Consider the following 23,321-nt stretch of genomic DNA (forward strand, 5'->3'; position numbering starts at 1 on the left):
CGGCTACTCGATCGACGCTACCCACGGGGTGCGGCCCCGGCGGGGAACGGACCGGCGGATCTGTCATGTCGGCAGGATGCGGCCGCGGCCGGGATGCGGGCGGCGACGACCGCTGCTACCCGACGGCCGGTGCTCCCTGGCGACCAGTACCACGGGCCACATATCGCGGGCATATCGGCAATCGCGTACGCCGCCACAACGCCGCACCGTCTTGGATGCGGTGGTGGACCACAGCTCAGCCCCGTCACCAGCAGCGCCGTCACCAGGAGCGCCAACACCGCACCGCACGCGCCGGATCGTGCTCATCGTCCTGGCGGTCCTCGCGCTGGCGGGCGCGGTGTTCGTCGTGCGGGGGCCGCTGTTCATGGCCGCCCCGGCGTGCCTGGCCGTGCGGTGGGACGGCTGCCTCAGCACCGAGAACGGCGTGGTGCTGATGACCTTGATCGGCGTGCCGGTGGCGGGTCTGGTGGCCTGGGCCTTGGCGCGCCATCGACGGGCCGCGGGGGTGGCCTCGGCGTGGCGGGTGTCGCTGGCCGAGGTCGGCATGGTCTACGGGACGGTGCCGTGGCTGTGGATGACCTTGATGCCGGGGTCGGGGGCGGGCGTGGTCCCCGGTCGGGTGAGCCTGGTCCCGCTGCGCGACCTGGTCACGATGGGTCCGCTCGGCATCGGCGGCAACCTGCTGGTCTTCGCGGCGCTGGGGTTCTTCGCCCCGGTGCGGTTCGCGGCCCTGGCGTCGGTCGCGCGAGTGTTCGCGCTCGGGGCGGGCTGCTCGGTCTTGGTCGAGACAGCGCAGTACGTGTTCCAGTTGGACCGGGTGTCCTCGGTGGACGACGTGCTGCTCAACGCGACAGGCGCAGCACTCGCCGCGCTGGCGTCACGCCGCTTGTGGCGCACCACGACAGAACTGCCCGCGAACAAGCCTCACCCCGTATCGGCGGGCTAGCGCCTAGACCACCGGCGTCCTGCTTAGCGAACGCTTGCGTCGGTAGCGGGTACCGCGCGCAGCGTCGCAAGAGCGTCCACCAGCGGGGCGAGTTCCGGTAGTTCTGCCGCTGCGCGCAGGGCCTCGGCGAGGGACTCGTCGTGCGTGGACCGCGCTCGGTCCAGCGCCGCGCGCCCCTCCGGGGTCACCTCCGTGTAGATGCCCCGCCGGTCGTCCGGGCACAGGTAGCGCTGGAGCAGGCCGCGCCGCTCGAGGCGGGTCACCAACCGGGTGGTGGCGGACTGGCTGAGCACCACCGCCCTGGAGAGCTGGGTCATCCGCAGGTAGCAGCCGGTGAAGGTCTCCTGGCGGGACAGGACGTCGAGCAGGCTGTACTCGCTGACCGACAGGTCGTGGGCGCGCTGCAGCGCCCGTTCCAGGGTGTCCTCGATCCGCGCGTGCAGCGCGGCCAGGGTCCGCCAACCCTGGGCCCTGGTCTCGGCGAGCTCGTCGGCGATCTCCACGGGACCCATCCCTCCTTGCGACCAACTGCTTGCATACGGCATCATCAGCTGCGTGCAACATAGCGCGTGTGCAACTATCTCGGACGCCGGTAATGTGCGCGTAGGGTTCAGGCTACCCGCCCGGGGCAACCCCCGGGGCGCGCACCGGGCCACCGCGGTCGCCGACCGCGGTGCGGACCGGGCCAGTCCGGGCGGTGCGCGGGCGCGCCGGAGACCATTCCGGCGATAAGGGAAACGCAATCCCGGACCAAACAACTGATTCGGGGCGCGGCTGCCGCTGTGTCCTGACTGGGGTCTTTGAAGGGTGGTATGAGATGTCGACCAGCTTGACTCCCGACGAGCAGAAACGGGACGGTGACGCCGTCGCGGCCCCTGCGGCAGAGGGCGGCCCCGTGCGCTGGAAGGCGCGGCAGTGGATCCTGCTGTTCATTTTCAGCGGGGCCATCATGCTCGACGGGCTCGAGAACTCGATGATCGCGGTGGCCATTCCGGAAATCCAGGCCGCGTTCGGGGTGAGCGCGGCGACCGCGCAGTGGGTGCCCGGCGCCTACATCCTGGCCTTCGGCGCCTTCCTGCTGCTGGGCGGCCGCTGCGCCGACCTGTTCGGCCGCAAGCGGGTGTTCGTCGTCGGCATGGCGGTGTTCGCGGTGATCTCGCTGCTGGGCGCCTTCGCCGACGACGCGCTGCTGATCATCGTCACCCGGTTCGTCAAGGGCATGGCGGCGGGCTTCACCGCGCCCGCGGCGATGTCGCTGCTGGCGACGACCTTCCGCGAGGGACCCGAGCGCAACAAGGCGTTCGGCATCTTCAACGTGTTCGAGGCCTCCGGCTACTCCTCCGGCCTGCTCATCGGCGGCCTGCTCGCGGCGGTGAACTGGCGCACGACGTTCGTGCTGCCCGCGGTGGTGGCGGTGCTGCTGATGCTGGGCGCGCTGAAGTACCTGCCCAAGGACGAGCCGCGCACCGAGCGGGCCAGGCTCGACATCGGCGGCGCGCTGACGTTGCTGCTGGGCATGCTGCTGCTGGTGTTCACCGTGGTGTCGGCGCCGGAGGTCGGTCTCGGCTCGTGGCGCTCCATCGGCGGGTTCGCCCTCTCGGCGGTGCTGCTGGTCGCGTTCGTGCTCATCGAGCGCCGGGTCGCCGACCCGCTGATCCGGCTGGGCATCTTCCGCGACCGCAACATCGTGGCCGCCAACGTCAGCTCCTTCCTGCTCTACGGCGGGGCGATGGCCTTCCAGTTCGTGCTGGCGCTGTACCTGCAGAACATGAACGGGTGGGAGCCGTGGCACATGTCCTTCGTGCTGCTGCCCGCCGGGTTGATGGTGGTGGTCATCGGGCCCAAGCTCGGCGACCTGATGGAGCGCTTCGGGGTCAACAAGGTCCTGATGGTCGGCCTGCTCTCCTTCATCCCGTGCTACCTGCTGCTGCTGCGCATCGGCCCGGAGCCCGCGCTGTGGACCGTGCTGGTGCCGGTGTCGGTGATCTGGGGCTTCGGCTTCGCGCTGAGCCTGGCCGCGCTGATGGTCTCGGGCACCAACGGCGTCCCCGACCAGGAGCAGGGCTTGGCCGCCGGGCTGCTCAACAGCTCGCTGCAGGTCGGTGGCGCGTTCGGCCTCGCCGTGGTGACCGCGGTGATCGTGCCCGCCGTCCAGCTGGGTGACCTCTACCCGGGCGTCTGGGTGATCTTGGGCTTCGCGGTGCTCACCCTGCTCGCACAGGGCCTGCGCCGGAAAACCCCGTGATCGCGCAGCTCGAGTCGGCGTTGTTTCGCTAAGCGGCGGTAATTGTTCGGTGAGTGGGCGGGGGGCGACCTCCGCCCACTCCCGGGTGCGCACTCCCACACCCGCTCCACCGAACCGGGACCGGACATTTTCGATACGCTGAGGATGACGAACAGGAACAGTGGGCAATCACCGCGGGCACCCGACGAACGGTATAGTTCAAACGGGTGACCGCCATGGACTCAACGCGGGCGGTGACCTAATGATGGGCCCTTTTGCGTCCCCGCAACTGGCAGTCAGCGGCGGCATAGACGAGTTATTGGAATTGCTGGCCAGTGGCGCCCCGGTTGACGTGTTCGAGCGGTTGCTCGACGACCGCCCCGGCGCGCCGACCGGGCGGGCCGTCGCGGCGAGCGCGGCGGTCGACATGCGGGCCGCGGTGTGGCGGGCGATGCGGGTGCACGCGCAGATCCAGCGCGGCCGCGGCCGGGAGGCGGGCCTGGCGGCCCTGGTCGACGCGGCGCGCGAGTTGGCGGTGCCCTACGAGTCGACCGCGAGTCTGCTGCACGCCATCGCCCGGCGCGCCAGGCACCTGCTGGGCATGGACATGGCCTACCTCGCCCTGCTCGACGAGGACGGCGGCCACATCCAGGTGCTCGCCGCCGACGGGCACACCTCGGGCCTGGGCGTCGGCCTGCGGCTACCGGCCGACGACGGCATCGCCGCGGCGGGCCAGGCGGGCACCGCCCCGTTCGCCACGCACGACCTGCTCACCGACGAGCGGATCACCCTGAACTCGGCGTTCGAGGAGGTCGCCAGGGTCGAGGGCATGCACGCGATGATCGCCGTCCCGCTCGGCGACGAGCCAGCGCACCGGGGCGGGCGGGCGCACCCGAGGACCAGGTACCCACCGACCGGCATGCTCTACGTGGCCAGCCGCAAGGTCCACCACTTCACCGCCGACGAGCGCTCGCTGATCGGGTCGCTGGGCATCCTGGCGGGCGCCTACCTGGAGTCCACCCGCGAGCGGCTGGCCGCCCGGGAGCGGACCGCCGCGCTGCGGGCGCGGCTGGAGCAGGTCACGACCACCGCAGCGGGGTTCACCGAGTACTGCGACCTGCAGGCCCGGCTGGTGGACATGCTGCTGGAGGACGCCGACCTGCCCGCGATGGCCGGGTTCGCCGCCACCGCGCTCGGCGGTCGGGTGTCGGTCTACAACTCCGGCGGCGACGTGCTGGTCACCGCGGGTGAGCCCGCGGGAGACGACGCCGCGGCGCTGGCCCACGCGCCGGACATGGTCAGCGGGGAACCGGCGCCGATCGGGGACGGCGGCTGGGTGGCGCCGCTGTGCCGGGGCAAGGACTACCTCGGCGCGCTGGTGCTGCGGGTGCCCGGCGAGCTGGACCAGGTCGGCCGCTCGAACCTGCGGCTGTTCGCGCGGATGGCCGTGCTGTTCATCCGGCAGGACAAGATCGCCGCCGGGCTGGACGGCGAGGTGCGCGACCGGCTGCTCGACGACGCCCTCAGCGACGAGCAGCACCTGCCCAAGCAGCTGGCCGAACGGGCCCGCCGGATCGGGCTCGACCTGTCCGGGCCGTACCTGATGGTGGTGGCCAAACCCAGCACGGCCCTGCACTGCCGGGCCAACGCGTGGGCGGCCGGGTACGCGCGGCGGATGGGTGGTCTGCGCAGCTTCCGCGACGGGCACCTGATCCTGCTGCTGCCCGGCGGGGACGCGGGCGCGCTGGCGCGGGAGGTGTCCTCGGCGATCGCCGAGGCGCTGGGCACGCCGATCTCGGTCGGGGCGGCCGGTCCGCTCTCGGGGGCGGAGTCGGTGCACCCGGGCTACCGGGAGGCGATCCGCTGCCTGGACGCGGTGGTGGCGCTCGGGGTCAGCGGGGGTGCCGCCTCGGTGCGGGAGTTGGGGTTCGTCGGCTCGCTGGTGTCGAGCAACCAGGACGTCGGCGGGTTCATCGAGCAGGTGCTCGGCCCGGTGCTGGACTACGACCGGGAGCGCTACACCGACCTGGTGCCCACCCTGCAGGCGTACTTCGAGGCGGGCGCGAGTCCCACGTATGCCGCCGAACGGCTGCACGTGCACACCAACACGGTCACCCGCAGGCTGGACCGGGTGAAGGACCTGCTGGGCGCCGACTGGCAGAAACCCGCGCGGGCGCTGGAGATCCAGCTCGCGCTGCGGTTGCTGCTGGTGCGCGAACTGCTCGGCGAGCGGGCCGAGGCGGTGCCGTAGCCGCGGGTCAGCGGACATGGGTGAGGAACTCCCTGGTCCGCCGCCGCCGGGGGTTGGCGAGCACCTCGGCGGCGGTGCCCTGCTCGACCACCACGCCGCCGTCGAGGAACACCACGCGGTCGGCGACGTCCTTGGCGAACCCGATCTCGTGGGTCACCACCAGCATCGTCATCCCGCGCGCGGCGAGCCGCCGCATCACCTCGAGCACCTCACCGACCAGTTCCGGGTCCAGCGCGGAGGTCGGTTCGTCGAACAGGAGCACCGCGGGGGACATGGCCAGTGCTCGCGCGATCGCGACCCGTTGCTGCTGCCCGCCGGAGAGGTGGCGCGGGTAGGCGTCCGCGCGGTCGGCGAGTCCGACGGAGGCGAGCAGCTCGCGGGCACGGGCGCGGGCCTGCTCGGGGTCCTCGCGCTTGACCAGGACCGGTGCCTCGACGACGTTCTCGAGCGCGCTCAGGTGCGGGAACAGGTTGAACCCCTGGAACACCATGCCGAACTTGGCCCGCTGCCGCGCCAACACCCGGTCGGTCAGTTCGACGAGCTTGCCGTTGGCCTCGCGGTAGCCGATGAGCTCGTCGCGCAGGAAGACCGCGCCGCCGTCGGGGGGTTCGAGGTGGTTGATGGTGCGCAGCAGCGTGCTCTTGCCCGACCCGGACGGCCCCAGCAGGCAGACGACCTCGCCCTCGGTGACGTCCAGGTCGATGCCCCGCAGCACCTCTTGCCCGCCGAAGCTCTTGTGGATGTCGCGCAGGCTCAACACGGTCTCAGCCACGGCGATCACCTCGGGAGTAGCGGCGCTCCAGGTAGTGCTGCACGACGTAGAGCAGGCTGGTGACGACCAGGTACCAGGCGCTGGCGACCACCAGCAGGGGGATCGTCTTGAAGTTGTTGTTGTAGATGACTTGTACGGAGTAGAGCAGCTCGGGGGTGGAGGTCACGCTGACCAGCGCGGATGCCTTGAGCATGCTGATCACCTGGTTGCCGGTCGGCGGGATGACCACCCGCAGCGCCTGCGGCACGACGACCCTGCGCAAGGTCTGCCGGTGGGTCATGCCCAACGCCTTCGCGGCTTCCCGCTGCCCGGGGTCGACGGAGAGCAGGCCGCCGCGCACGACCTCGGCCATGTAGGCGGCCTCGTTGAGGCTGAGGGCGATCACCGCGGCGAGGAGCGGGGTGATGAGGTCGTTGGTGTTGGCCTCGAACAGCGTTGGGCCGAACGGGATCTCGATCGCGACGGCCGGGACGAGGGCGGCCAGGTTGTACCAGAACAGGATGTGCACCAGCAGCGGTGTGCCGCGGACGAACCAAACGTAGCTCTTGGCCGCCCAAGAGACCACCGGCACCGGCGAGAGCTGCATGACCGCCAGCAGCATGCCGCCCGCGATGCCCAACGCCATGGCGATCGCGGTGAGCTCAACGGTGCGCAGAAGTCCTAAGAGGACGTCGGTGGACAGGAAGTACTCCCCCACCACCGACCAGTCCAGGTTCGGGCTCCGCACCACCACGTTGCCGATGTTGAGCAACGTCAGGCCGACGATGGCCGACCCGATCCACCAGCCCGGGTGCAGCGGGGCCTTGACGCGCTTGCGGGTGTCCGCCGGGCGACTGGGACGGGGCGGGGCCAGTGGTGTCTCGGTGCTCATGGGACCTCCGGGTTCAGCTGGGACTCGGTGACCGCGATCTCCGCCATGCCCCATTTCGCCAACAGCGCCCGGTACTGCCCGCCCGCGATCAGCTTGTTCACCGCGGCCCGCACCTTCTCGGTGTGCGGCGACCCCTTCGGGAAGCCGATCGCCTCCGGCAACCGCGCGAACTGGTACGGCTGCACCGTCAACTGGCCGGACTCGCGCGCGGAGTGCACGACCTCCGAGTACGACCCCATGAACACGTCGGCCCGCCGGGTGCCCGCCGCCAGCACGGCCGCGCTGCTGTCGGGGTAGAGGCTGGTGCGGGCGGCCGGGAGTCCCGCGGCGGCGCACTCGTCGTTGATCGCCCGCAGCTGCGGCTCGTACACCGAGCCCGCCAGCGCGGCGACGGCCTTGCCGCACACATCCCGGCCCGAGCGGATCGCCACCCCGCTGTCGGCGGCGGCCGAGAACCCGGTCCCGACGGCGTCGACGGTGACCATGTCGATGATCTTCACGCGCTCCGCCGAGACGGTCAGGTTGGCCGCGGCGATGTCGAAGCGGCCGCTCTGCAGACCGGGGATGATCGTGCTGAAGTTGTTGACCGGCACGATGTCCATGCGCAGGCCGGTCTCCCGCGCGATCGGCTCGAGGAACTCGATCATCCACCCGGTCAACCTGCCGTCCGCGGTGAACTCGGCGGGCGGGTAGTTGTTGAACACCGCGACCCGCACCGTCTGTCCACTCCCGACGGTCACCCCCGGCTCCGCTGAGCCGGTGGGGACCGTCGCGGCGCGGACCGACACGCAGGCGCTGGCGAGCAAGCACACCGCGGCGATGAGCAGCGAACGGGGCATCGGGACTCCAGGTGGTGATGGCTGCCCCCGCCGGACAGCGGGGGCAGCCTGCTCGGGGGTCAGCGCAGCACTGTTGCCGGGCGGGGGACTGTCGCCGGGTGGGGGACTGCTGCCGGGCGGGGGACTGCTGCCGGGCGGGGGAAAGCCTCGGCGCTCGCCCGGGGCATCGGCGCGGTCGCGGCCAGTCCGGCGAGCAGTCCGCCGAGGATGGCCGGGCCGTCCTGGGTGAGGACGGACTCGGCGTGGAACTGGATGGAGGCGAAGTGCCTGCCGCGCAACGCGTGCACCTGGCCGGTCACCGGGTCGCGGCTGACCTCGACCGCGCCGAGAACGTTGTGGTGCAGCACATCCCGCGCGCTGACGGCGGCGAAGGTGTTGTAGAAGCCGACGCGCCGCGCGGTGCCGAACAGGTCGATCGGCAACTGGGTGCCCTGGTTGGGGACATCCCTGCGGACCAGGTCCAGCCCTAGTCGCGCGCTGAGGACTTGGTGGCTCAAACACACCGCGAGGAACGGGACCTCGCGAGCGAGCAGAGTGTCCACCGCGGCCCTGAGGTGCGCGATCTTGGGGTGCGCGCCCTCCCGCGGATCACCGGGGCCGGGGCCGAGCAGGACGAAGTCGTACCCGTCCGGGTCGTACGGCTCGTCGAACCGGCGGACCTCGACCCGCAGCCCCAGGGCCCGCAACTGGTGGGCGAGCATCGAGGTGAACGTGTCCTCGGCGTCCACGATCAACACCCGCCTGCCCGCCAGCTCCGGGTCGGCGGCGCGGTCGACCCGGTCGGCCGAGAGCCAGAAGTCGGCGATGCCGTCGTTGCGACCGGAGAGCGCGGCCCGCACGTCGGGGTGTTCAGCGAAGCCACGCCGGTCCTCCGAGCCGAGTGCGGCCAACAGCCCGGCCGCCTTCGCCCGGGTCTCGGCGACCTCCGCGATCGGGTCGGAGTGCCGGACCAGGGTCGCACCGACGCCGATGTGGACGGTTCCCCGCGCGTCGATGTCCGCCGTGCGGATGAGGATCGACGAGTCCAGCACCCGGCCACCGGTGTCGCGGCCGATGAGCGCGATGACCCCGCTGTAGTACCCGCGCGGCGTCGGCTCGTGCCTGCTGATCACCTTGCACGCGCTCTCCAGCGGGCTGCCGGTGACCGTCGGCGCGAACAGGGTCTCGCGCAGGATGTCGCGCGGGTCCCGGGTGGTCCTGCCCTCGATGAAGTACTCGGTGTGCGCGAGGCGGGCCATTTCCCGCAGGTACGGCCCGAAGACTCGGCCGCCGTCGTCGCAGACCCGGCCCATCATCTTGAGTTCCTCGTCGAGCACCATGTAGAGCTCGTCGGATTCCTTGCGGTCGGCCAGGAACTCCATCACACCGTCGAGCGCAGGGCCGCTCGGCGGGTAGCGGTACGTGCCGCTGATGGGGTTCATGACCGCCGTGCCGCCGGTGACGCTGATGTGACGCTCCGGGGTCGCACCGACGAACGCGCGATCACCGGTGTGCACGACGAAAGTCCAGTAGGCGCCGGTCTCCCCGCGCAGCAACCGGCTGAACAACGACAGCGCGGAAGCCGGGGTGTAGCCCACGATCTCGGCGACGTAGGAGCGGCGGATGACGAAGTTCGCACCCTCGCCGGTGCCGATTTCCTCAGCCACCACACGGCGAACGATCTCGGCGTACGTGTCGTCGTCGGTGTCGAACCTGCCTCGATCGAGCCGCAGCGGGACATCCGGCAGCCGCGACAGCACATCGTCGAGCGGAAGCGTCGCCTGGTCCCGGACCTCTAGCGCCAGCAGCGGCTCCTTGTCGTCGCGGTGGGCGTACCCGCGCTCGCGGATCTGGCGGTACGGCACCACGGCGAGCACGTCGTGCCTCGGCCGCGCGACGGGCCCGTCCGGCAACGGGAGGTCGGCGAGTTCCCGGAGTTCGGCGATGTCGCCGACCAGGACGTCGACCCGGTCGCGATCCGCCTCGGTGCGGTGCAGGAGGGCGAACGGGGCCTGGGGGTTGGCCAGCACCCGGTCGAGCAGGTCGGTCACAGTGCCACCCTCTCCCTGTTCTCGGCCTGCGCGAGCAGGTCCGCGGTGGTGGCGACGACAGCGCAGCGCGCAGCGGCGTAGTCGACCGCCAGTCGGTGGTAGCGCTCGGAGAAGTCGCCGATGGCGTCGGCCACCAGGAACGTGCGGATGTCGTTGGTGTAGGCCTCGATCGCGGTGGCCAGCACACCGACGTGCGCGTACACACCGCACAGCACGAGCTGGTCGCGGTTCTCCGCGCGCATCCGCGCCAACAGGTCGGACCGGAAGAAGGCGCTGTAGCGCCACTTCGTGAACACCCAATCGTCGTCGCGGGGCGCGAGCTCGTCGACGACCGCGCGGTCGGCGGGGCTGGTGCGCATCCCAGGACCCCAGAAGTCCTTGAGCAGCCCGCGTTCCTCGTCGGTCATCCGGCCGGGTTGGGCCGTGTAGGCGACCCGCGCGCCGCCCGCGGTGAGGACCTCGCGCAGCCCGGCGATGTTGCCGACGACCCGGTCGCGCATGTCCTGGGCGAAGGGGCGGACGAAGTAGCGCTGCATGTCGTGCACCAGCAGCACCGCCCGCGCCGGGTCCACCGTCCACGCCGCGGTGTTGGCGGGTAGGTCGTCCGCCGTGGGCAGCGGGTAGGGCTCGATGGGCGGGATGCCTGTCATTCGTGGTCCTCCGTCTGCTACTCGGGGGCGGGGAACGGCGGCCGGTCAGCCGGTCCAGGCCGCGACGGCGGTGATGGCCTGGTCGGGGTTGAGCCGGGGGTCGCAGAAACTGGTGTACTTGTCGGCGACCTGCGCGGCGTGCGCCGGGTCGGCCGCGCACTCGGTGACGTCGTCCGGTGTGGTCTCCAGGTGGAGACCACCGGCGACCCCACCGCCCGCGCGCACCGCGGCCTGGAACCGGGTGATCTCGGCGACCACGGTCTCCACGTAGCGGGTCTTGAGGCCGTCGGGGGTGCGCGCGGTGTTGCCGTGCATCGGGTCGCACAGCCAGATCACCGGGTGCCCGGCCGCGCGCACGGCGGCGACCAGGGCGGGCAGGCGATCGGCGACGAGGTCGGCGCCCATGCGGGAGATCAGGATGAGCCTGCCCGGTTCGCGGTGCGGGTCGAGCCGCTCGACGAGGGTGCGCAGTTCGTCGGTGGCCATGGTGGGTCCGACCTTGCAGGCCACCGGGTTGCCCACCCGCGCGAGGAGGTCGACGTGGGCGCCGTCGACCTGGCGGGTGCGCTCGCCGATCCACGGCAGGTGTGTGGAGGCCAGGTAGACCTCGCCCGCGCGGTCGTGGCGCAGCATGGGGGTTTCGTAGTCGAGCAGCAGCGCCTCGTGGCTGGTCCAGACCGGCGGCTCGGCGAGGTGCCGGTCGGCACCGCCCCAGCCCAGCAGCCGGGTGGCCTCGCGGGCGGCGCGGTAGCCGAGCAGCAGGCGGGTGGGGTCCGGGACGCGCCCGTGCGGGTCCGGTTCGGGGGTGTTGACCATGTGCCCGCGGTAGACGGGCAGTTCGAGGTCACCGACCACCTCGACCGGGCTGGAGCGGGGCTTGGCGAACTGGCCCGCGATCCGTCCTATTCGGACGACCGGCAACCGGGTCGCCATCTTGAGCGTCCCGGCCAGCAGGTCGAGCAGGCCCGCTTTGCGGGCGACGTAACCGGCTTCGCACTCGGCGAAGTCCTCGGCGCAGTCGCCAGCCTGGACCACGTGCGCCTCGCCAGCGGCGACCACGGCCAACAACGCGCGCAGTTGCCGGGTCTCCTCGGCGGTGACCAGGCCGGGGCGGCTCGCGAGGTCGGCTCTGACCTGGCGCACCAGCGCCTCGTCCGGCCAGAGCGGTTGCTGCAGGGCGATCCTGGGCAGGGTGTCGGACACGGCGTTGTCCACTGAGACTCCAATCACGAATCGCGGGAGGACCGGGGCACGACCGCCGTCTCCCCGACGGCACCGCGCGGAGCACACCACTTGGTCGACAACACGATCGTGCGTGCGGAGAGTGGTCATCGGCAACGAATCGGACATCGATCCGTCAAGTTCGGGGTTCTCCATCAGGTCCGCGCCGAGCCCTCCCGGCACCGGGAACGCTCCCGGCGCCGTGGCGGGATCCCGCCGGTGACGGCCCCGGGCAGGGCAACCGACTGGACCGAACGGGCGCGTGCGCCGAACACAACCCGGCGCCGGGGGTGACCGCTCGCCGCCTGGTCAGCACGGGTGGGGTGGCGTCGGCCCACCACGCGGGGGCCGATGTTGGTGTTCCACGAACCTAGGCACGTCCTGGTTTCCCGGCCACGGTGGAACAGGTCCAGTCCACCACCGGCACGGCAGCCGACCAGGCACGCCATCCCGACGCGCCACACCCGAACACACCAAACACCACAGGGGGAGAACCCATGTCGTTAGCGGGTCACGTCGCCGAGCGCGCGACCGCCGCACCGGACGAGGCGGTACTCGAGGAGCTGTGCGCACCCCTGTTCGCCTCGCTGCCCCGCCACGACCAGCGCCGCAAGGGGGTCGAGTACCTGCAGGGGCTGCTGCGCGCCACCGGCCGCAAGTCGATCCGCAACATCGCGCTCGCCATCGGCAACCAGGCCACCGAGCAGTACCTGCACCACTTCATCAGCGACTCGACCTGGGAGGCCGTCCCGGTGCGCCGGGCGCTGGCCGAGTACGTCGCCCGGGTGGCGCCACCGCGGGCCTGGGTGGTGCGGCCGCTGCTGATCCCCAAGGCGGGCAAGCACTCCGTCGGCGTCGGCAGGCACTTCTCGGCCGACCTCGGGCAGACCCTCAACGCGCAGCAGGCGATGGGCGTGTGGTCGGCGTCGGAGGAGGTGACCGCGCCGGTCAACTGGCGGCTGCACCTGCCGCGGGCGTGGGTCGCCGACACCGGTAGGCGCGACCGGGCCGCGATCCCGGACTGCGTGCGCGCGGAAACCGAGCTGCAGTGCGGGATCGAGGCGTACCTGGCGGCGGCGGGGTCCGCGCGGCGACCGGTCGTGCTCGACGCGCGGGCCGGTGACGTGCAAGCCGCGCTGACCCGATTACGCGGGGCGGGGGCACCGTCGCTGATGCGCGTGAGCGGGACGCAGCCGGTCACCGCGGCAGACCCGGCGGCTCGACCGGGGGCCGAGCCGGTGGCGGCGCGGCAGGTCATGGCGGCGGTGCGCGAGACCCGCAAACCGGTGGCGGGCCGCTGGCCGCTGCTCGCGGCGGTGGCCAAGGTCGGGCTTCCCGGGGGACACGACGACTTGGTGCTGCTCGGCGTGGGATCGGCGGGTCAACCGTGGCCCGCGCAGCTGTGGCTCTCGGACCAGGCGGGCGCCACTCCCGCCGACCTGGTGCGGTTGAGCCGGTTGCTCGCCCGCGTCGACCACGACTTCGACCGCTTCGCCGACCGGGTCGGCATGCGCGACTTCACCGGCCGCTCGTTCGCGGGCTGGCACCGGCACATGACGCTGGCCTCGGCGGCGCACGCGGTGCTGGCGGTGGCCGAGACGCTGGGCGCGCCGGTCGACCTCCCCCGCCAGCGCCGCGGCGGGAGCGGCCCCGGAGACGGCTGATCGGCGTACGCGGGCACCGTCCTGCCCGCGTACGCCGATCGTCCGGGCTACCGCGCGTCGCGTGCTGGCGTGGCGGTAGCGCGGTGTCCTCAGGTGCCGGTTTGCTGCCGGATCCAGGTCAGGTTGGCCGCGATTCCGGTGTAGAGGGTGCTGGTGGCGCACTCGCCGCCGTTGTCACCGGGCCCGTGGGTCTCCCCGACGAGGGTCCAGTTGCCCCGGGTGCCGACCACGGCGGGACCGCCGGAGTCGCCGTGGCAGGCGGAGTGGGTGCGGTCACCGGAGACGCAGACGTCGGTCGAGGCCCCGCCACCGGCGGCGCAGCGGCTGCTGGCCAGGATGGTCAGGTCGATCTCCTGCAGCGTGGTCGGCGTCGAGCAGGACGGCCAGCGCAGGCAGCCCCAGCCGAGCAGGCGCACCGCGGAGCCCGCGGCCGGGTTGGCGGTGGCCATCCTGACCGGTGCCTGCCGCGACGCGGTGCTGGTGTGCATCAGCGTCAGGTCGGTGCCGGGCTTGGTGACCCGCCGGTCGATGCGCAGCAGCTCACCGCCGGAGTTCTTGTTGGTGGAGCCGACCCGGCCCTGGGTGGCGCTACCGCAGTGGTTCGCGGTCACGATCCACTGCGGGGCCACGAGGCTGCCACCGCAGCCGTTGCTCAGCGACACCATCCAGGAGTAGGTCTCGGTCGCGTTGTGCCCGCCGATGATGGCGGGCGACTGCTCGGCGGCGTTGGACGAGCCGGTCGCCGCCAGGACGGACAGCAACACGACCCCCGCCCCGACCAGGGCAGTGAGGAATCTGCGCATAAGAGTCTTCCAATGCAGGGTTGGCGAGTACATATGGCAGCTATCTGCGCGAAATCGCGTTGACGATTTCGCCAACCGAATATGCACCCGTTCGTGATCCGCCCGCAACCCTGCGAATACCAGAAGGTGGGATGATTTTTCCCAGTTAGCCAGACATATCGCGCGCCTTATCGCTCCGCTTTATGGCCGGAAATGCCCGCGTATATCCGTTTTGCCGCACACCGCCCGAAAGTAGGAATCCGGACAAATCCACTTCGCGGGCGGCGTGCGACACCCATACGTATACCTAGCGATCAACCATCATGCTCGGCGTTCCCAGCAGGGGGACGCGGGCGGCGGCCGCCGGTGCCACCGGGTCCGGCGCGCAGGCAAGGTCGCGACGGGGCAAGGTCCCGGTGACCAGGAAGCGGTGCGCCTCGGTGATCGCACAGGAGGGCGTGCTCGGGTCGTAGGCGCCGTGGTTGCCGGTGTCCACAGTGACCATGCGCGCGCGATCTCCGAAGGCCGCGCGCATTCCCAGCGCACCCGCGTAAGGGGTTCCGGGATCGCGGCGAGTTTGCAGAAGCAGCACATTGGACGGACCGCGATCGGTGACGCGCACCGGCGGCTCAATCGGCGCGGGCCAGAAAGCGCACGGCCAGATGTTGGCCCCCATCCCGCCGAGGATCGGATAGCGGGCCCGATTGACCTCGACCTCCCGCCGGTACTGTCCGATGTCGTGCGACCAGTAGGTATCGCCGCACGTGACGGCGAGCAGCACCGCGGTGCTGTTGTCCTGCGGCACGCCCGGGACGTCCGCGGGGTCGCCCCAGCCGGGGGGCGGGCCGCCATCGGCCAGGAAGCGCCACCAGGCGCCGAGTTCGGGGAAGTAGAGGGTGTGGTAGGAGTAGGCGCGGTGGATGGCCCGGAACAGGTTGCCGTTGACCGGTCCCGCCTTCGGGTGCACCACCGGCGCACTGTCCAGTTTGGTCGCCAGCGCGAGGAACCGCTCCCGCACCTCGGCCTGCGTCGCGCCGAACCCGCCCTCCTCGACCGCCCACGCGGCGAAGTCCGGGAACCGCGCCTCGGCCCCGCTGTCCCACAACGACCACTGCCGGTGCCACACCCGGCTCGGGTCGACGTTGGAGTCGAGGACGACCCGGTCGGTGCGCTCGGGGAACAGGGAGGCGTAAACTGCGCCGAGGTAACTGCCGTAGGAACCGCTGGAGTACGAGAGCTTGCGCTCCCCCAGGGCGATCCGGATCCGGTCCATGTCCCGCGCGGTGTTCGCGGTGGTCACGTGCCGCACGAGGTCGCCGCCGTTGGCGAGGCAGTCGCGGGCCAATTCCCTGGCGAACCCGACATTGTCGTCGATCGAACCATCCGCCGCGGGGAACGGGAGCACCCACTCGTTGGGCAACTCAGCGGCCGAACGACCGCAGGTGATCGGCGTGCTGTACCCGACACCGCGCGGGTCGAACCCGATGAGGTCGAACCGGTCGAGCACCTCCCGCGAATACGCCAACGCGTACCGGCTGGGCAGGAACAGACTGGCCTCCCCCGGCCCACCCCCGTTGTGCAGCAACACCCCCCGCCGCAACCCGGGCTTCGCCGTCGCCAGCCGCGAGACCGTGAGCTTGATCTTCTTCCCACCCGGCGCCCGGTAGTCCAGCGGCACCTCGAGCACCGCGCACCGCAGCCGCGGGTCGGCGGGCCCCGGGTCGGGTGGGCACTGCCCCCACACCAACCCCGGCCCCGCCGCCACCTCAGCCGCGGCCGGTACGGCACCACCTAACGCCGCGGCCAACACCACCACACCGAGCACCACCCGAACCCGTTTCATGATCAGACCATAGGGACGTCTCGACCACCCCGTCCAGATCGGGTTCCGCCGGAATTTCCCTTGGCCATCAAGCATTTTCAGGCTCAGCGCGGCGCGCTGAAGAAGGCGCGGATGTCGGTCGCCACGAGGTCCGGCACCTCCAGGGCGGCGAAGTGGCCGCCATGGTCGAACCGGCTCCAGTGGACGATGGCGCTGTTGTCCCGCTCGGCGAAGACCTTGATCGTCTGGAAATCGTCGGCGAACACCGCGACGCCGGTCCGGGAAGTGTTGACCGCCGTGTTCTCGGGGGCCTCGGCGTTCTCGTAGTACGACCGGGTCATGCCCGCCGCGGCGTTGGTGAACCAGGCCACCGACACCTCCAGCAGCACGGTCTCCAGCGGGACCAGCGACGTGCCGTTGCCGAAGGAGTTGAACAACTCGCTGTAGGCGAGCAGGCCGAGCGGGGAATCGCTCAGGCCTGCGGCGATGGTCTGCGGACGGCTCGCGTTCATCGTGTTGTAGCCGCCGACTTTCTGGAACCACTGCATGTGCTCGAGGCCCGCGTAATCGCGCGGCTCCAAGCGCTCGAACTCCCCCGGGTCGCCCGAGGGGAAGGAGAACAGTTGCAGTACGTGCAAGCCGAGGAATCCCTCCGGGGCGAGCAGGCCCAATTCGCGGGCGATGATGGCGCCTTGATCCGAGCCGTGCGCGCCATAGCCGGTGTAACCGAGGCGGCGCATCAGGGTGTCGTAGGCGCGGGCGGTGCGGGCCGAGGTCCAGCCGGACTCGGTGACGGGGGTGGAGAACCCGAACCCGGGCGCGTCCGGGATCACCAGGTGGAACGCCTGGCCGTCCGCGTTGACCAGCTGGTCGATCATGCCCAGGTAGTCGACCGAGGAACCCGGGTAGGTGTGCAGGAGCAACAGCGGGATCGCGTCAGCGCGCGGCGACTCGACGTGGATGAAGTGGATCGGCTGCCCGTCGATGTCGGTGATGAAGTGCGGGTGCGCGTTGATCCGCTCCTCGGCCGCCCGCCAGTCGAACTCCCGCCACGCCGCGACGGCCTCGCGCAGGTAGTGGTTCGGCGTGCCGGTCGCCCAGTCGTCCCCGGGCGCGGGCTGCGGAAGACGGGTGCGGGCCAGGCGGTCAGCCAGGTCGTCCACCTCAGCCTGGACGATCTCAACGCGGAAGGGGCGGATGCTCGTGTTCGTCATGGCAGTAACGCTAGAGTGCCTATAGGAACGTTTACTTCCTAATTGACGCGACGGTGCAACTCAGGAAACTGCCGCAGCACCAGAGCTCTTACAGGAACACCCACTTCCCGACTGACGGAGGCGTTCGTGGCCGATACACCGGCTCGGCTACTCGCCCTGCTGTCGCTGTTGCAGTCCCGGCCGGTGTGGAGCGGCACCGAGCTGGCTGAGCGCCTCGGCGTCACCACCCGGACCGTCCGCACGGACATCGAGCGGCTGCGCGGCCTGGACTACCCCGTCCACGCCACCCGGGGCGCCACCGGCGGATACCGGCTCGGCGCGGGCGGGAAGCTGCCCCCGCTGCTGCTCGACGACGAGGAAGCGGTCGCGGTGGCCATCGGGTTGCGGGCGGGTCGCGGCATCGCGGGCATCGAGGCGGCCAGCGGCCGTGCTCTCGCCAAGCTCGAACAGGTCCTGCCCCCGCGCCTACGACCCGCGGTCGAGGCGCTGTCGTCGGCGGTCGAGCACGCTCCCGAGAACACGGCTACCGACGCCCCCGATCCGGAGGTCGACCCGGGCGTGCTGCGCGCGGTCGCGACCGCCATCCACGGCGTCGAACAGTTCCGCTTCGACTACGACGACGCCCCGCGCTTGGTCGAGCCCTACCGGCTGCTGTCCTGGCAGCGCCGCTGGTACCTCGTCGCCCGCGACCCCGCCACCGGCGAGTGGGACCTCTTCCGCGCGGACCGGATCGCCCCGCGCATGCGCACCCACCGCCGCTTCGCCCCGATCCCGATCGAGGACGGCGACTACACGGCGTTCGCGATGCGCCGGGTCGCCAGCAGCGGGTGGAACGTGCACGCCCGGCTGCGCGTCGGTGCCCCTGCCGAGACCGTCCTGGCCCGGATCAACCCCGCCGTCGGCGTCGTCGAGGCGGTCGACGAGTCCACCTCCGTCTTGGTCACCGGCGCTGACTCGCTGGAGACGGTGGCCGTCTTCGCGGGCCTGCTCGGCCTGGACTTCACCGTCGAGTCCCCGGCCGAGCTGCGGCCCCTGCTGCGCGCGCTAGCCGAGCGTTACGCCCGCGCGTGACCACAGCACCCGGATTGCGCCCGGCCCGCAGTCAGCGGACGGCTAGTGCGGCGGCAGGGCTAAGAGGGAGAGTTGGGAACAGGGTGGCCTGGTAGGCGTGATAGGTGTCCGGCTTGCCCGCCCATACCCCCGCCGACGGGCTGCCGTCTGGGGATAGTTCGTGCCTCCACCCGCCGACGGGGTCTATGTGGTGCTTACGGGCGTACTCCCAGAAAGTCACGTACCAGTCGGCGTAAGGGTCTTCGCCGGTGCGAGCTCGGAGGGCGGAGGCGGCCATGATGGCTTCCGCGATCACCCAGTGCATTCGCTCGCGCACCACAGGTAGGTCGTCCCAGTCGAGGGTGTAAACGAAGCCCAGGTAGCCGTCTACGCCCCAGCCGCGCCGTACCGAGGAGTCGAAGAGGGCCCGCGCGTCGGGCAGCAACCACGCGGGGGCATCCTCGCCGAGGGTGGCCTCCAGGTGCAGCAGCAGGCGGGCCCACTCAAGCCAGTGACCGATGGTGGAGCCGAAGGGGCGGAAGGGGTGCCTGGGGTTCGAGCTGTTGTAGTCGAGGTCGGGTCGCCAGTCTTCGGTGAAGTGCTCCGGGACGCGCCAACCGTGGGCGGCGGACGTGACGTGCACGATTCGCTCAGCTAGACCTAGCGCTCGCTGGTGCCAGATCTTGTCCCCGGTGACATCACCAGCGGCCAGGAACGCCTCTACAAAGTGCATCGTGCTGTTCGCCCCGCGATAGGCCTCCGTCGTCGACCACGCGCGGTCCCAACTCTCGAACGGTAGGCCTACCTCGACATCCCAGAACCGGGTGCCGATTACCTCTAGAGCCTCCGTCAACAACTCTTCGGCACCCGGCCGTCCCGCAGCGTGCGCACTACACGCGGCAAGCAGGACGAAGGAGTGCTCGTAGGCGGCCTTAGTCGTATCGGCCACCGAGGCGAACCAGCCACCGTGCTGGTCGTCGTGAAGGCGGCCACGCAGGGCAGCGATGCCGTGGTCCGCTAGAGCTGCCGCGTCAGGATCGCCCAAGCCGTGCTCTAGGGAGAAGACGTGAGTCATCCGGGCCGTGATCCATGTGGCTACCGGCTGCTCGGCGACCCTGCCGCCCGACGCGTCCAGCCAACCGAAGCCCCCCGCAGGATCAGCGGCCTTGGCGGCGAAGGTGACGAGGGCGCGCCGTTGCGCCGCGAGCCAGGTGGGATCGGTCACGGGCACGTCCTCACACTCGGGGATGTCCGCCCATTCTGTCGTGAATCCCGGCGGATCGAAGCCCCGAGTCCAAGTCACACGAACACGGCCAGGCAGAATGGTGCGCCAAAGGTCGGCCAGGCGAGCTGAAGGAGCATGTGGTGGGACAGGGTGAGCTGCGGGGCGTCGTCGCGTTGGACGGCCCGTCTGGCACCGGTAAGTCCACCGTCGCCCGCAGGCTCGCCAGCGCTCTTGGGGCTGCCTACCTCGACACGGGCGCTATGTACCGGGCTGTGACGCTGGCGGTACTGCGCGCGGACGTAGACCAGGAGGACGGCGCCGCCGTGCTGCGGTGCGCGGAGACAGCCGACCTGCACATCGGCACCGACCCGACCTCCGCCGACGTGCGGCTCGGCGCCGAGGACGTGTCGACCGAGATCCGCGGCGCCCGGGTGACCCAGGCCGTGTCCGCGGTGTCGGCCGTGCCGAAGGTCCGCGAACTGCTGGTCGCGACGCAGCGCCGGATCATCAGCGAGGCCAAGGGGCGGCTGGGCGGCATCGTGGTCGAGGGCCGCGATATCGGCACCGTGGTCGTGCCCGACGCCGCGCTCAAGGTCTACCTGACCGCTTCCGCCGACGCCCGCGCCGCCCGCCGCACCGCCCAGGACAGCGCCGCGGGCCGCGGTTCCACTGTGGACGCCACGCTGGCCGACGTGCAGCGCCGCGACCTGCTGGACTCCACCCGGGCGGCCTCCCCGCTGCGCCCCGCCGTCGACGCCGTCGAGGTCGACACGACCGACCTGGACGTCAACGGCGTGCTGGAGCGGCTGCTGTCGATGGTCCGCGAGCGGGGTCTGCGCGATGTGGCGGCGACCCGGTGACCCACCTGCCCGCCGGGGCCAAGCCCTGGCTGCACGACGTGTGCCGGCTGATCGGCCGGGTCGTCTTCCGGCCTGCGCTGCGGCTGCGGATCGAGGGCTCGGGTCGGGTCCCGCGCTCCGGCCCGGTGGTGCTGGTGGCCAACCACAGCTCGATGCTGGAACCCCAGCTGATCTTCGGAATGCTGCCGCGCCGGTCGGTGTTCCTGGTTAAAGACGAACTGTTCCGCGGAGTGGCGGGCTGGGGGCTGCGCGCCATCGGGCAGATCCCGGTGCGTCGCGGTTCGGTCGACCGGACACCGCTCACTACCGCGGTCGGCATCCTCCGCGACGGGGGGCTTGTCGGGATCTTCCCGGAAGGCACGCGTGGCTCCGGTGACGTCGCCGCCGCTGAACAAGGGGCGGCATGGCTGGTCCGCACGACCGGCGCGGTAGTGCTACCGATCGCCACCCGGGGTACCCGCAGGCCAGAGGGTGGCAAACGGCGCTTTAGGCCCCCGGTGGACGTGCTGGTGGGTGAACCCTTCACGCTCACTGTGGGCAAGGGACGTGCCGGGCTCGTCTCGGCCACCGAAGAGATCCGGGCCCGCTTAGCGGACCTGGTCCGAGAACTCGATGTTGCACGGAAGACGGGATCATGACTGAGCTTGATGGGACCTACGAGGACGCCCTGGATGGGACCTGGTCCGACGAGTCCGAATGGGCCGAGGTCGACTCCCTCGCCGATGACGACTCGGACGCCGCGGTAGCGCAACCGGTACTCGCCGTGGTCGGTAGGCCCAACGTGGGCAAGTCGACCCTGGTCAACCGCATCTTGGGCCGCCGCGAGGCCGTGGTGCAGGACATCCCGGGCGTCACCCGGGACCGGGTCGCCTACGACGCGCTGTGGAACGGACGCCGGTTCACCGTGCTCGACACCGGTGGCTGGGAGCCCGGCCTGGATGGCCTGCCCCGCGCCATCGCGGCCCAGGCCGAGTACGCGATGGCGAACTCGGACGCTGTGGTCGTAGTGGTCGACGCGACCGTTGGCGCTACCTCGACCGATGAGGCTGTCGCCAAGGTGCTGCGGCGGTCTAAGCAGCCAGTGATCCTGGTCGCGAACAAGGTCGACGACAGCCGCCTCTTGGCCGACACAGCGTCGCTATGGTCGCTTGGCCTGGGTGAGCCGTTCCCGGTCAGCGCGCTACATGGGCGCAACTCCGGCGACCTGCTCGACGCCATCCTGGCAGCCCTGCCGGAGACCCCTCGGGAGAACTTCGGCATCCGGGGAGGCCCCCGCCGAGTGGCGCTGGTGGGCAAACCGAACGTGGGCAAGTCCAGCCTGCTGAACCGCCTCACCGGCGAAGACCGCGCTGTAGTCGACTCAGTAGCGGGCACCACCGTTGACCCTGTCGACTCCCTGGTAGAGCTAGACGACCAGGTTTGGCGCTTCGTCGACACAGCCGGGCTGCGTAAGAGGGTCAACTTCGCCAGCGGCACCGAGTACTACGCGTCGCTGCGCACCAAGGCCGCCATCGAGTCGGCCGAGGTCGCCATCGTCCTGCTCGACGCCGCCGAGCCCATCGCCGAGCAGGACCTGCGGGTCCTCTCGATGGTGGTCGAGACCGGCCGGGCCTGCGTCTTGGCGTTCAACAAGTGGGACCTGGTCGACGAGGACCGCCGCCACCAGCTCGAACGCGAACTCGACCGTGGCCTGGTCCGCGTACCCTGGGCCGAGAAGATCAACGTCTCGGCCCTGACCGGCCGCTCGGTCCGCAAGCTGGCACCGGCCCTCCGGACCGCACTCGACTCGTGGGACCAGCGGATCTCGACGGGCCACCTGAACTCCTGGCTCTCCGACCTCATCGCGGCAACCCCACCGCCGGTACGCGGGGGCAAGCAGCCGAAGGTCCTCTTCGCCACCCAGGCCCAGACCCGCCCGCCGACTTTCGTGCTGTTCACCAGCGGGTTCCTCGAGGCGGGCTACCGGCGCTTCATCGAGCGCAAGCTGCGCGAACAGTTCGGCTTCACCGGTAGCCCGGTCAGGATCTCGGTGCGGGTTCGCGAGAAGAAGGCTCGGAAGTCCTGAACCAGTAGATAGCCCTACCGAGGCTGAGCACCAAGAGCAGCCCAGTAGTAGGCACCCCACCCCAGTACCCAACACTCGCAAGAACGTCGGCACCCCTGAGCTCCTCAGGGGTGTCTTCGCGTTCAGGGTCCACCAGCAGATCAACCACCCCCGTGTGGCGGCGGTCTACCTCATAGCTCTCGGGGTAACCCCCTGGGCACGCCACGACATGCCTATAGAGCGTGTAGTCCCCCTCCCCCGCCACCTCCCCATCGTCCACAGACACCACCTCACACCGCACCCCCTGAGCGTCACCCAGCGCAATCCACGCCGGTAGCCCAATCAAGCAGTCAAACACCAGCGCGAAGACCAGCAAGAACCCCGAGATCCATCCCAACCCAGCCACACTCTCGACGTCCCGAGGCTCCGCCACAAACATCGTGAACACCCCAAAGAGCGTCGCCACCCCCATCACCACCGTCACCACCACAAGAGGCGCGATGAACCCCGAGTAGCCGGCCTCCGCCAGTACCACCCCGCTCGCACCCGTGGCCAAGGTCAACCCAGGCAGCAACAACCCAACCCACAAAACACGAAGACCCCTCGGCACACCCCCATACTCGCCGATCCCCTTCGGACCGCCCCCACCCAGGGCCCACCCCCTGAACCACCCCCACCCCACCGTGCGCTAAGCTTCCCCAGCACCCGCCAAACAGCGGATGCGGCCGGGCTGTGGCGCAGTTTGGTAGCGCACTTGACTGGGGGTCAAGGGGTCGCAGGTTCGAATCCTGTCAGCCCGACGGTCGCAGAGATGCCCGCTGATCTGAGAATATCACCAGGTCAGCGGGCATCCCTG

General features: G+C 70.7%; 20 protein-coding genes and 1 tRNA gene. 9 read left to right on the plus strand and 12 right to left on the minus strand.

The genetic code is table 11. From position 1 onward, the window contains the following. The first annotated feature begins 298 nt into the window (after nt 1-298). Entirely contained in the window at nt 299-946 is a 648-nt protein-coding gene (locus LV75_RS08230) for a VanZ family protein (RefSeq protein WP_253886195.1), read from the plus strand. Between the two features lie 23 nt (nt 947-969). On the opposite strand, the gene LV75_RS08235 is transcribed toward LV75_RS08230, so the two are convergent. After that, nucleotides 970-1,458 carry a MarR family winged helix-turn-helix transcriptional regulator gene (locus LV75_RS08235; RefSeq protein ID WP_301318852.1) on the minus strand — a complete coding sequence of 163 codons (489 nt, stop codon included), beginning with the start codon at nt 1,456-1,458 and terminating at the stop codon, nt 970-972. A 305-nt stretch (nt 1,459-1,763) separates the two neighbouring features. Between LV75_RS08235 and LV75_RS08240 the strand changes: the two genes are divergently transcribed. Both LV75_RS08240 and LV75_RS08245 read left to right on the plus strand, forming a co-directional pair. After that, nucleotides 1,764-3,191: an MFS transporter gene (locus LV75_RS08240; protein ID WP_253886196.1), complete on the plus strand. Its 1,428-nt coding sequence runs from the start codon at nt 1,764-1,766 to the stop codon at nt 3,189-3,191. A gap of 241 nt (nt 3,192-3,432) precedes the next feature. Continuing rightward, nucleotides 3,433-5,421 carry a helix-turn-helix domain-containing protein gene (locus LV75_RS08245; RefSeq protein WP_253886197.1) on the plus strand — a complete coding sequence of 663 codons (1,989 nt, stop codon included), beginning with the start codon at nt 3,433-3,435 and terminating at the stop codon, nt 5,419-5,421. A 7-nt stretch (nt 5,422-5,428) separates the two neighbouring features. Here LV75_RS08245 and LV75_RS08250 read toward each other — a convergent pair whose 3' ends face one another. From LV75_RS08250 to LV75_RS08275, 6 genes are read right to left on the minus strand one after another with little or no spacing between them, the layout of a single operon-like run. Next, complete coding sequence (locus LV75_RS08250) at nt 5,429-6,193, minus strand: amino acid ABC transporter ATP-binding protein (protein ID WP_308210896.1); 765 nt, start codon at nt 6,191-6,193, stop codon at nt 5,429-5,431. Continuing rightward, nucleotides 6,186-7,064 (minus strand): amino acid ABC transporter permease, encoded by an 879-nt coding sequence (locus LV75_RS08255; protein WP_253886198.1) that lies wholly within the window; start codon nt 7,062-7,064, stop codon nt 6,186-6,188. Before LV75_RS08255 ends, LV75_RS08250 begins: the two co-directional genes overlap by 8 nt. Next, nucleotides 7,061-7,903: a transporter substrate-binding domain-containing protein gene (locus LV75_RS08260; RefSeq protein WP_253886199.1), complete on the minus strand. Its 843-nt coding sequence runs from the start codon at nt 7,901-7,903 to the stop codon at nt 7,061-7,063. The genes LV75_RS08255 and LV75_RS08260 overlap by 4 nt, the downstream gene beginning before the upstream one ends. 59 nt (nt 7,904-7,962) lie before the next feature. Then, nucleotides 7,963-9,933 carry an anthranilate synthase family protein gene (locus tag LV75_RS08265; protein ID WP_308210897.1) on the minus strand — a complete coding sequence of 657 codons (1,971 nt, stop codon included), beginning with the start codon at nt 9,931-9,933 and terminating at the stop codon, nt 7,963-7,965. After that, nucleotides 9,930-10,583, minus strand: a complete 654-nt coding sequence (locus LV75_RS08270) for an isochorismatase family protein (protein WP_253886200.1) — start codon at nt 10,581-10,583, stop codon at nt 9,930-9,932. The genes LV75_RS08265 and LV75_RS08270 overlap by 4 nt, the downstream gene beginning before the upstream one ends. Nucleotides 10,584-10,628: 45 nt before the next feature. After that, a complete protein-coding gene (locus tag LV75_RS08275) occupies nt 10,629-11,798 on the minus strand; it encodes a 3-deoxy-7-phosphoheptulonate synthase (RefSeq protein WP_253886201.1) in 1,170 nt (389 codons plus the stop codon). Nucleotides 11,799-12,301: 503 nt separating this feature from the next. Between LV75_RS08275 and LV75_RS08280 the strand changes: the two genes are divergently transcribed. Then, nucleotides 12,302-13,468, plus strand: a complete 1,167-nt coding sequence (locus tag LV75_RS08280) for an IS701 family transposase (protein ID WP_253886202.1) — start codon at nt 12,302-12,304, stop codon at nt 13,466-13,468. A gap of 89 nt (nt 13,469-13,557) precedes the next feature. Here LV75_RS08280 and LV75_RS08285 read toward each other — a convergent pair whose 3' ends face one another. The 3 genes from LV75_RS08285 to LV75_RS08295 all read right to left on the minus strand — a co-directional run bounded on the left by LV75_RS08285 (nt 13,558) and on the right by LV75_RS08295 (nt 17,286). After that, nucleotides 13,558-14,271 (minus strand): S1 family peptidase, encoded by a 714-nt coding sequence (locus LV75_RS08285; protein WP_253886203.1) that lies wholly within the window; start codon nt 14,269-14,271, stop codon nt 13,558-13,560. 286 nt (nt 14,272-14,557) lie between these two features. Further along, the gene (locus LV75_RS08290; RefSeq protein ID WP_253886204.1) at nt 14,558-16,093 is read right to left on the minus strand and encodes an alpha/beta hydrolase; all 1,536 of its coding nucleotides are present in this window, start codon (nt 16,091-16,093) and stop codon (nt 14,558-14,560) included. 83 nt (nt 16,094-16,176) lie between these two features. After that, on the minus strand, nt 16,177-17,286 hold the full coding sequence (locus tag LV75_RS08295) for an epoxide hydrolase family protein (protein ID WP_253886205.1): 1,110 nt from the start codon (nt 17,284-17,286) through the stop codon (nt 16,177-16,179). 126 nt (nt 17,287-17,412) lie between these two features. On the opposite strand from LV75_RS08295, the gene LV75_RS08300 reads away from it, so the two are divergent. Continuing rightward, nucleotides 17,413-18,357 carry a helix-turn-helix transcriptional regulator gene (locus LV75_RS08300; protein ID WP_253886207.1) on the plus strand — a complete coding sequence of 315 codons (945 nt, stop codon included), beginning with the start codon at nt 17,413-17,415 and terminating at the stop codon, nt 18,355-18,357. 31 nt (nt 18,358-18,388) lie between these two features. Here the strand turns inward: LV75_RS08300 and LV75_RS08305 are convergent, their stop codons facing one another. Beyond that, nucleotides 18,389-19,561, minus strand: a complete 1,173-nt coding sequence (locus LV75_RS08305) for an AGE family epimerase/isomerase (protein ID WP_253886208.1) — start codon at nt 19,559-19,561, stop codon at nt 18,389-18,391. Between the two features lie 140 nt (nt 19,562-19,701). Here LV75_RS08305 and cmk point away from each other — a divergent pair, with 140 nt between their 5' ends. The 3 genes from cmk to der are packed head-to-tail and all read left to right on the plus strand — an operon-like array spanning nt 19,702 to nt 22,486. Then, nucleotides 19,702-20,421 (plus strand): (d)CMP kinase, encoded by a 720-nt coding sequence (cmk, locus tag LV75_RS08310; protein ID WP_253886209.1) that lies wholly within the window; start codon nt 19,702-19,704, stop codon nt 20,419-20,421. After that, a complete protein-coding gene (locus LV75_RS08315) occupies nt 20,418-21,059 on the plus strand; it encodes a lysophospholipid acyltransferase family protein (protein WP_253886210.1) in 642 nt (213 codons plus the stop codon). Before cmk ends, LV75_RS08315 begins: the two co-directional genes overlap by 4 nt. Continuing rightward, nucleotides 21,056-22,486: a ribosome biogenesis GTPase Der gene (gene der / locus LV75_RS08320; protein ID WP_253886211.1), complete on the plus strand. Its 1,431-nt coding sequence runs from the start codon at nt 21,056-21,058 to the stop codon at nt 22,484-22,486. Before LV75_RS08315 ends, der begins: the two co-directional genes overlap by 4 nt. Here the strand turns inward: der and LV75_RS08325 are convergent. After that, nucleotides 22,440-23,000: a hypothetical protein gene (locus LV75_RS08325; protein WP_253886212.1), complete on the minus strand. Its 561-nt coding sequence runs from the start codon at nt 22,998-23,000 to the stop codon at nt 22,440-22,442. The two genes, der and LV75_RS08325, sit on opposite strands and share 47 nt — an antisense overlap. A 191-nt stretch (nt 23,001-23,191) precedes the next feature. Here LV75_RS08325 and LV75_RS08330 point away from each other — a divergent pair. Then, nucleotides 23,192-23,265 (plus strand) — tRNA-Pro (locus tag LV75_RS08330). Nucleotides 23,266-23,321: the final 56 nt, after the last annotated feature.

The organism is Actinokineospora diospyrosa, assembly GCF_024171925.1.
GTDB lineage: Bacteria > Actinomycetota > Actinomycetes > Mycobacteriales > Pseudonocardiaceae > Actinokineospora > Actinokineospora diospyrosa.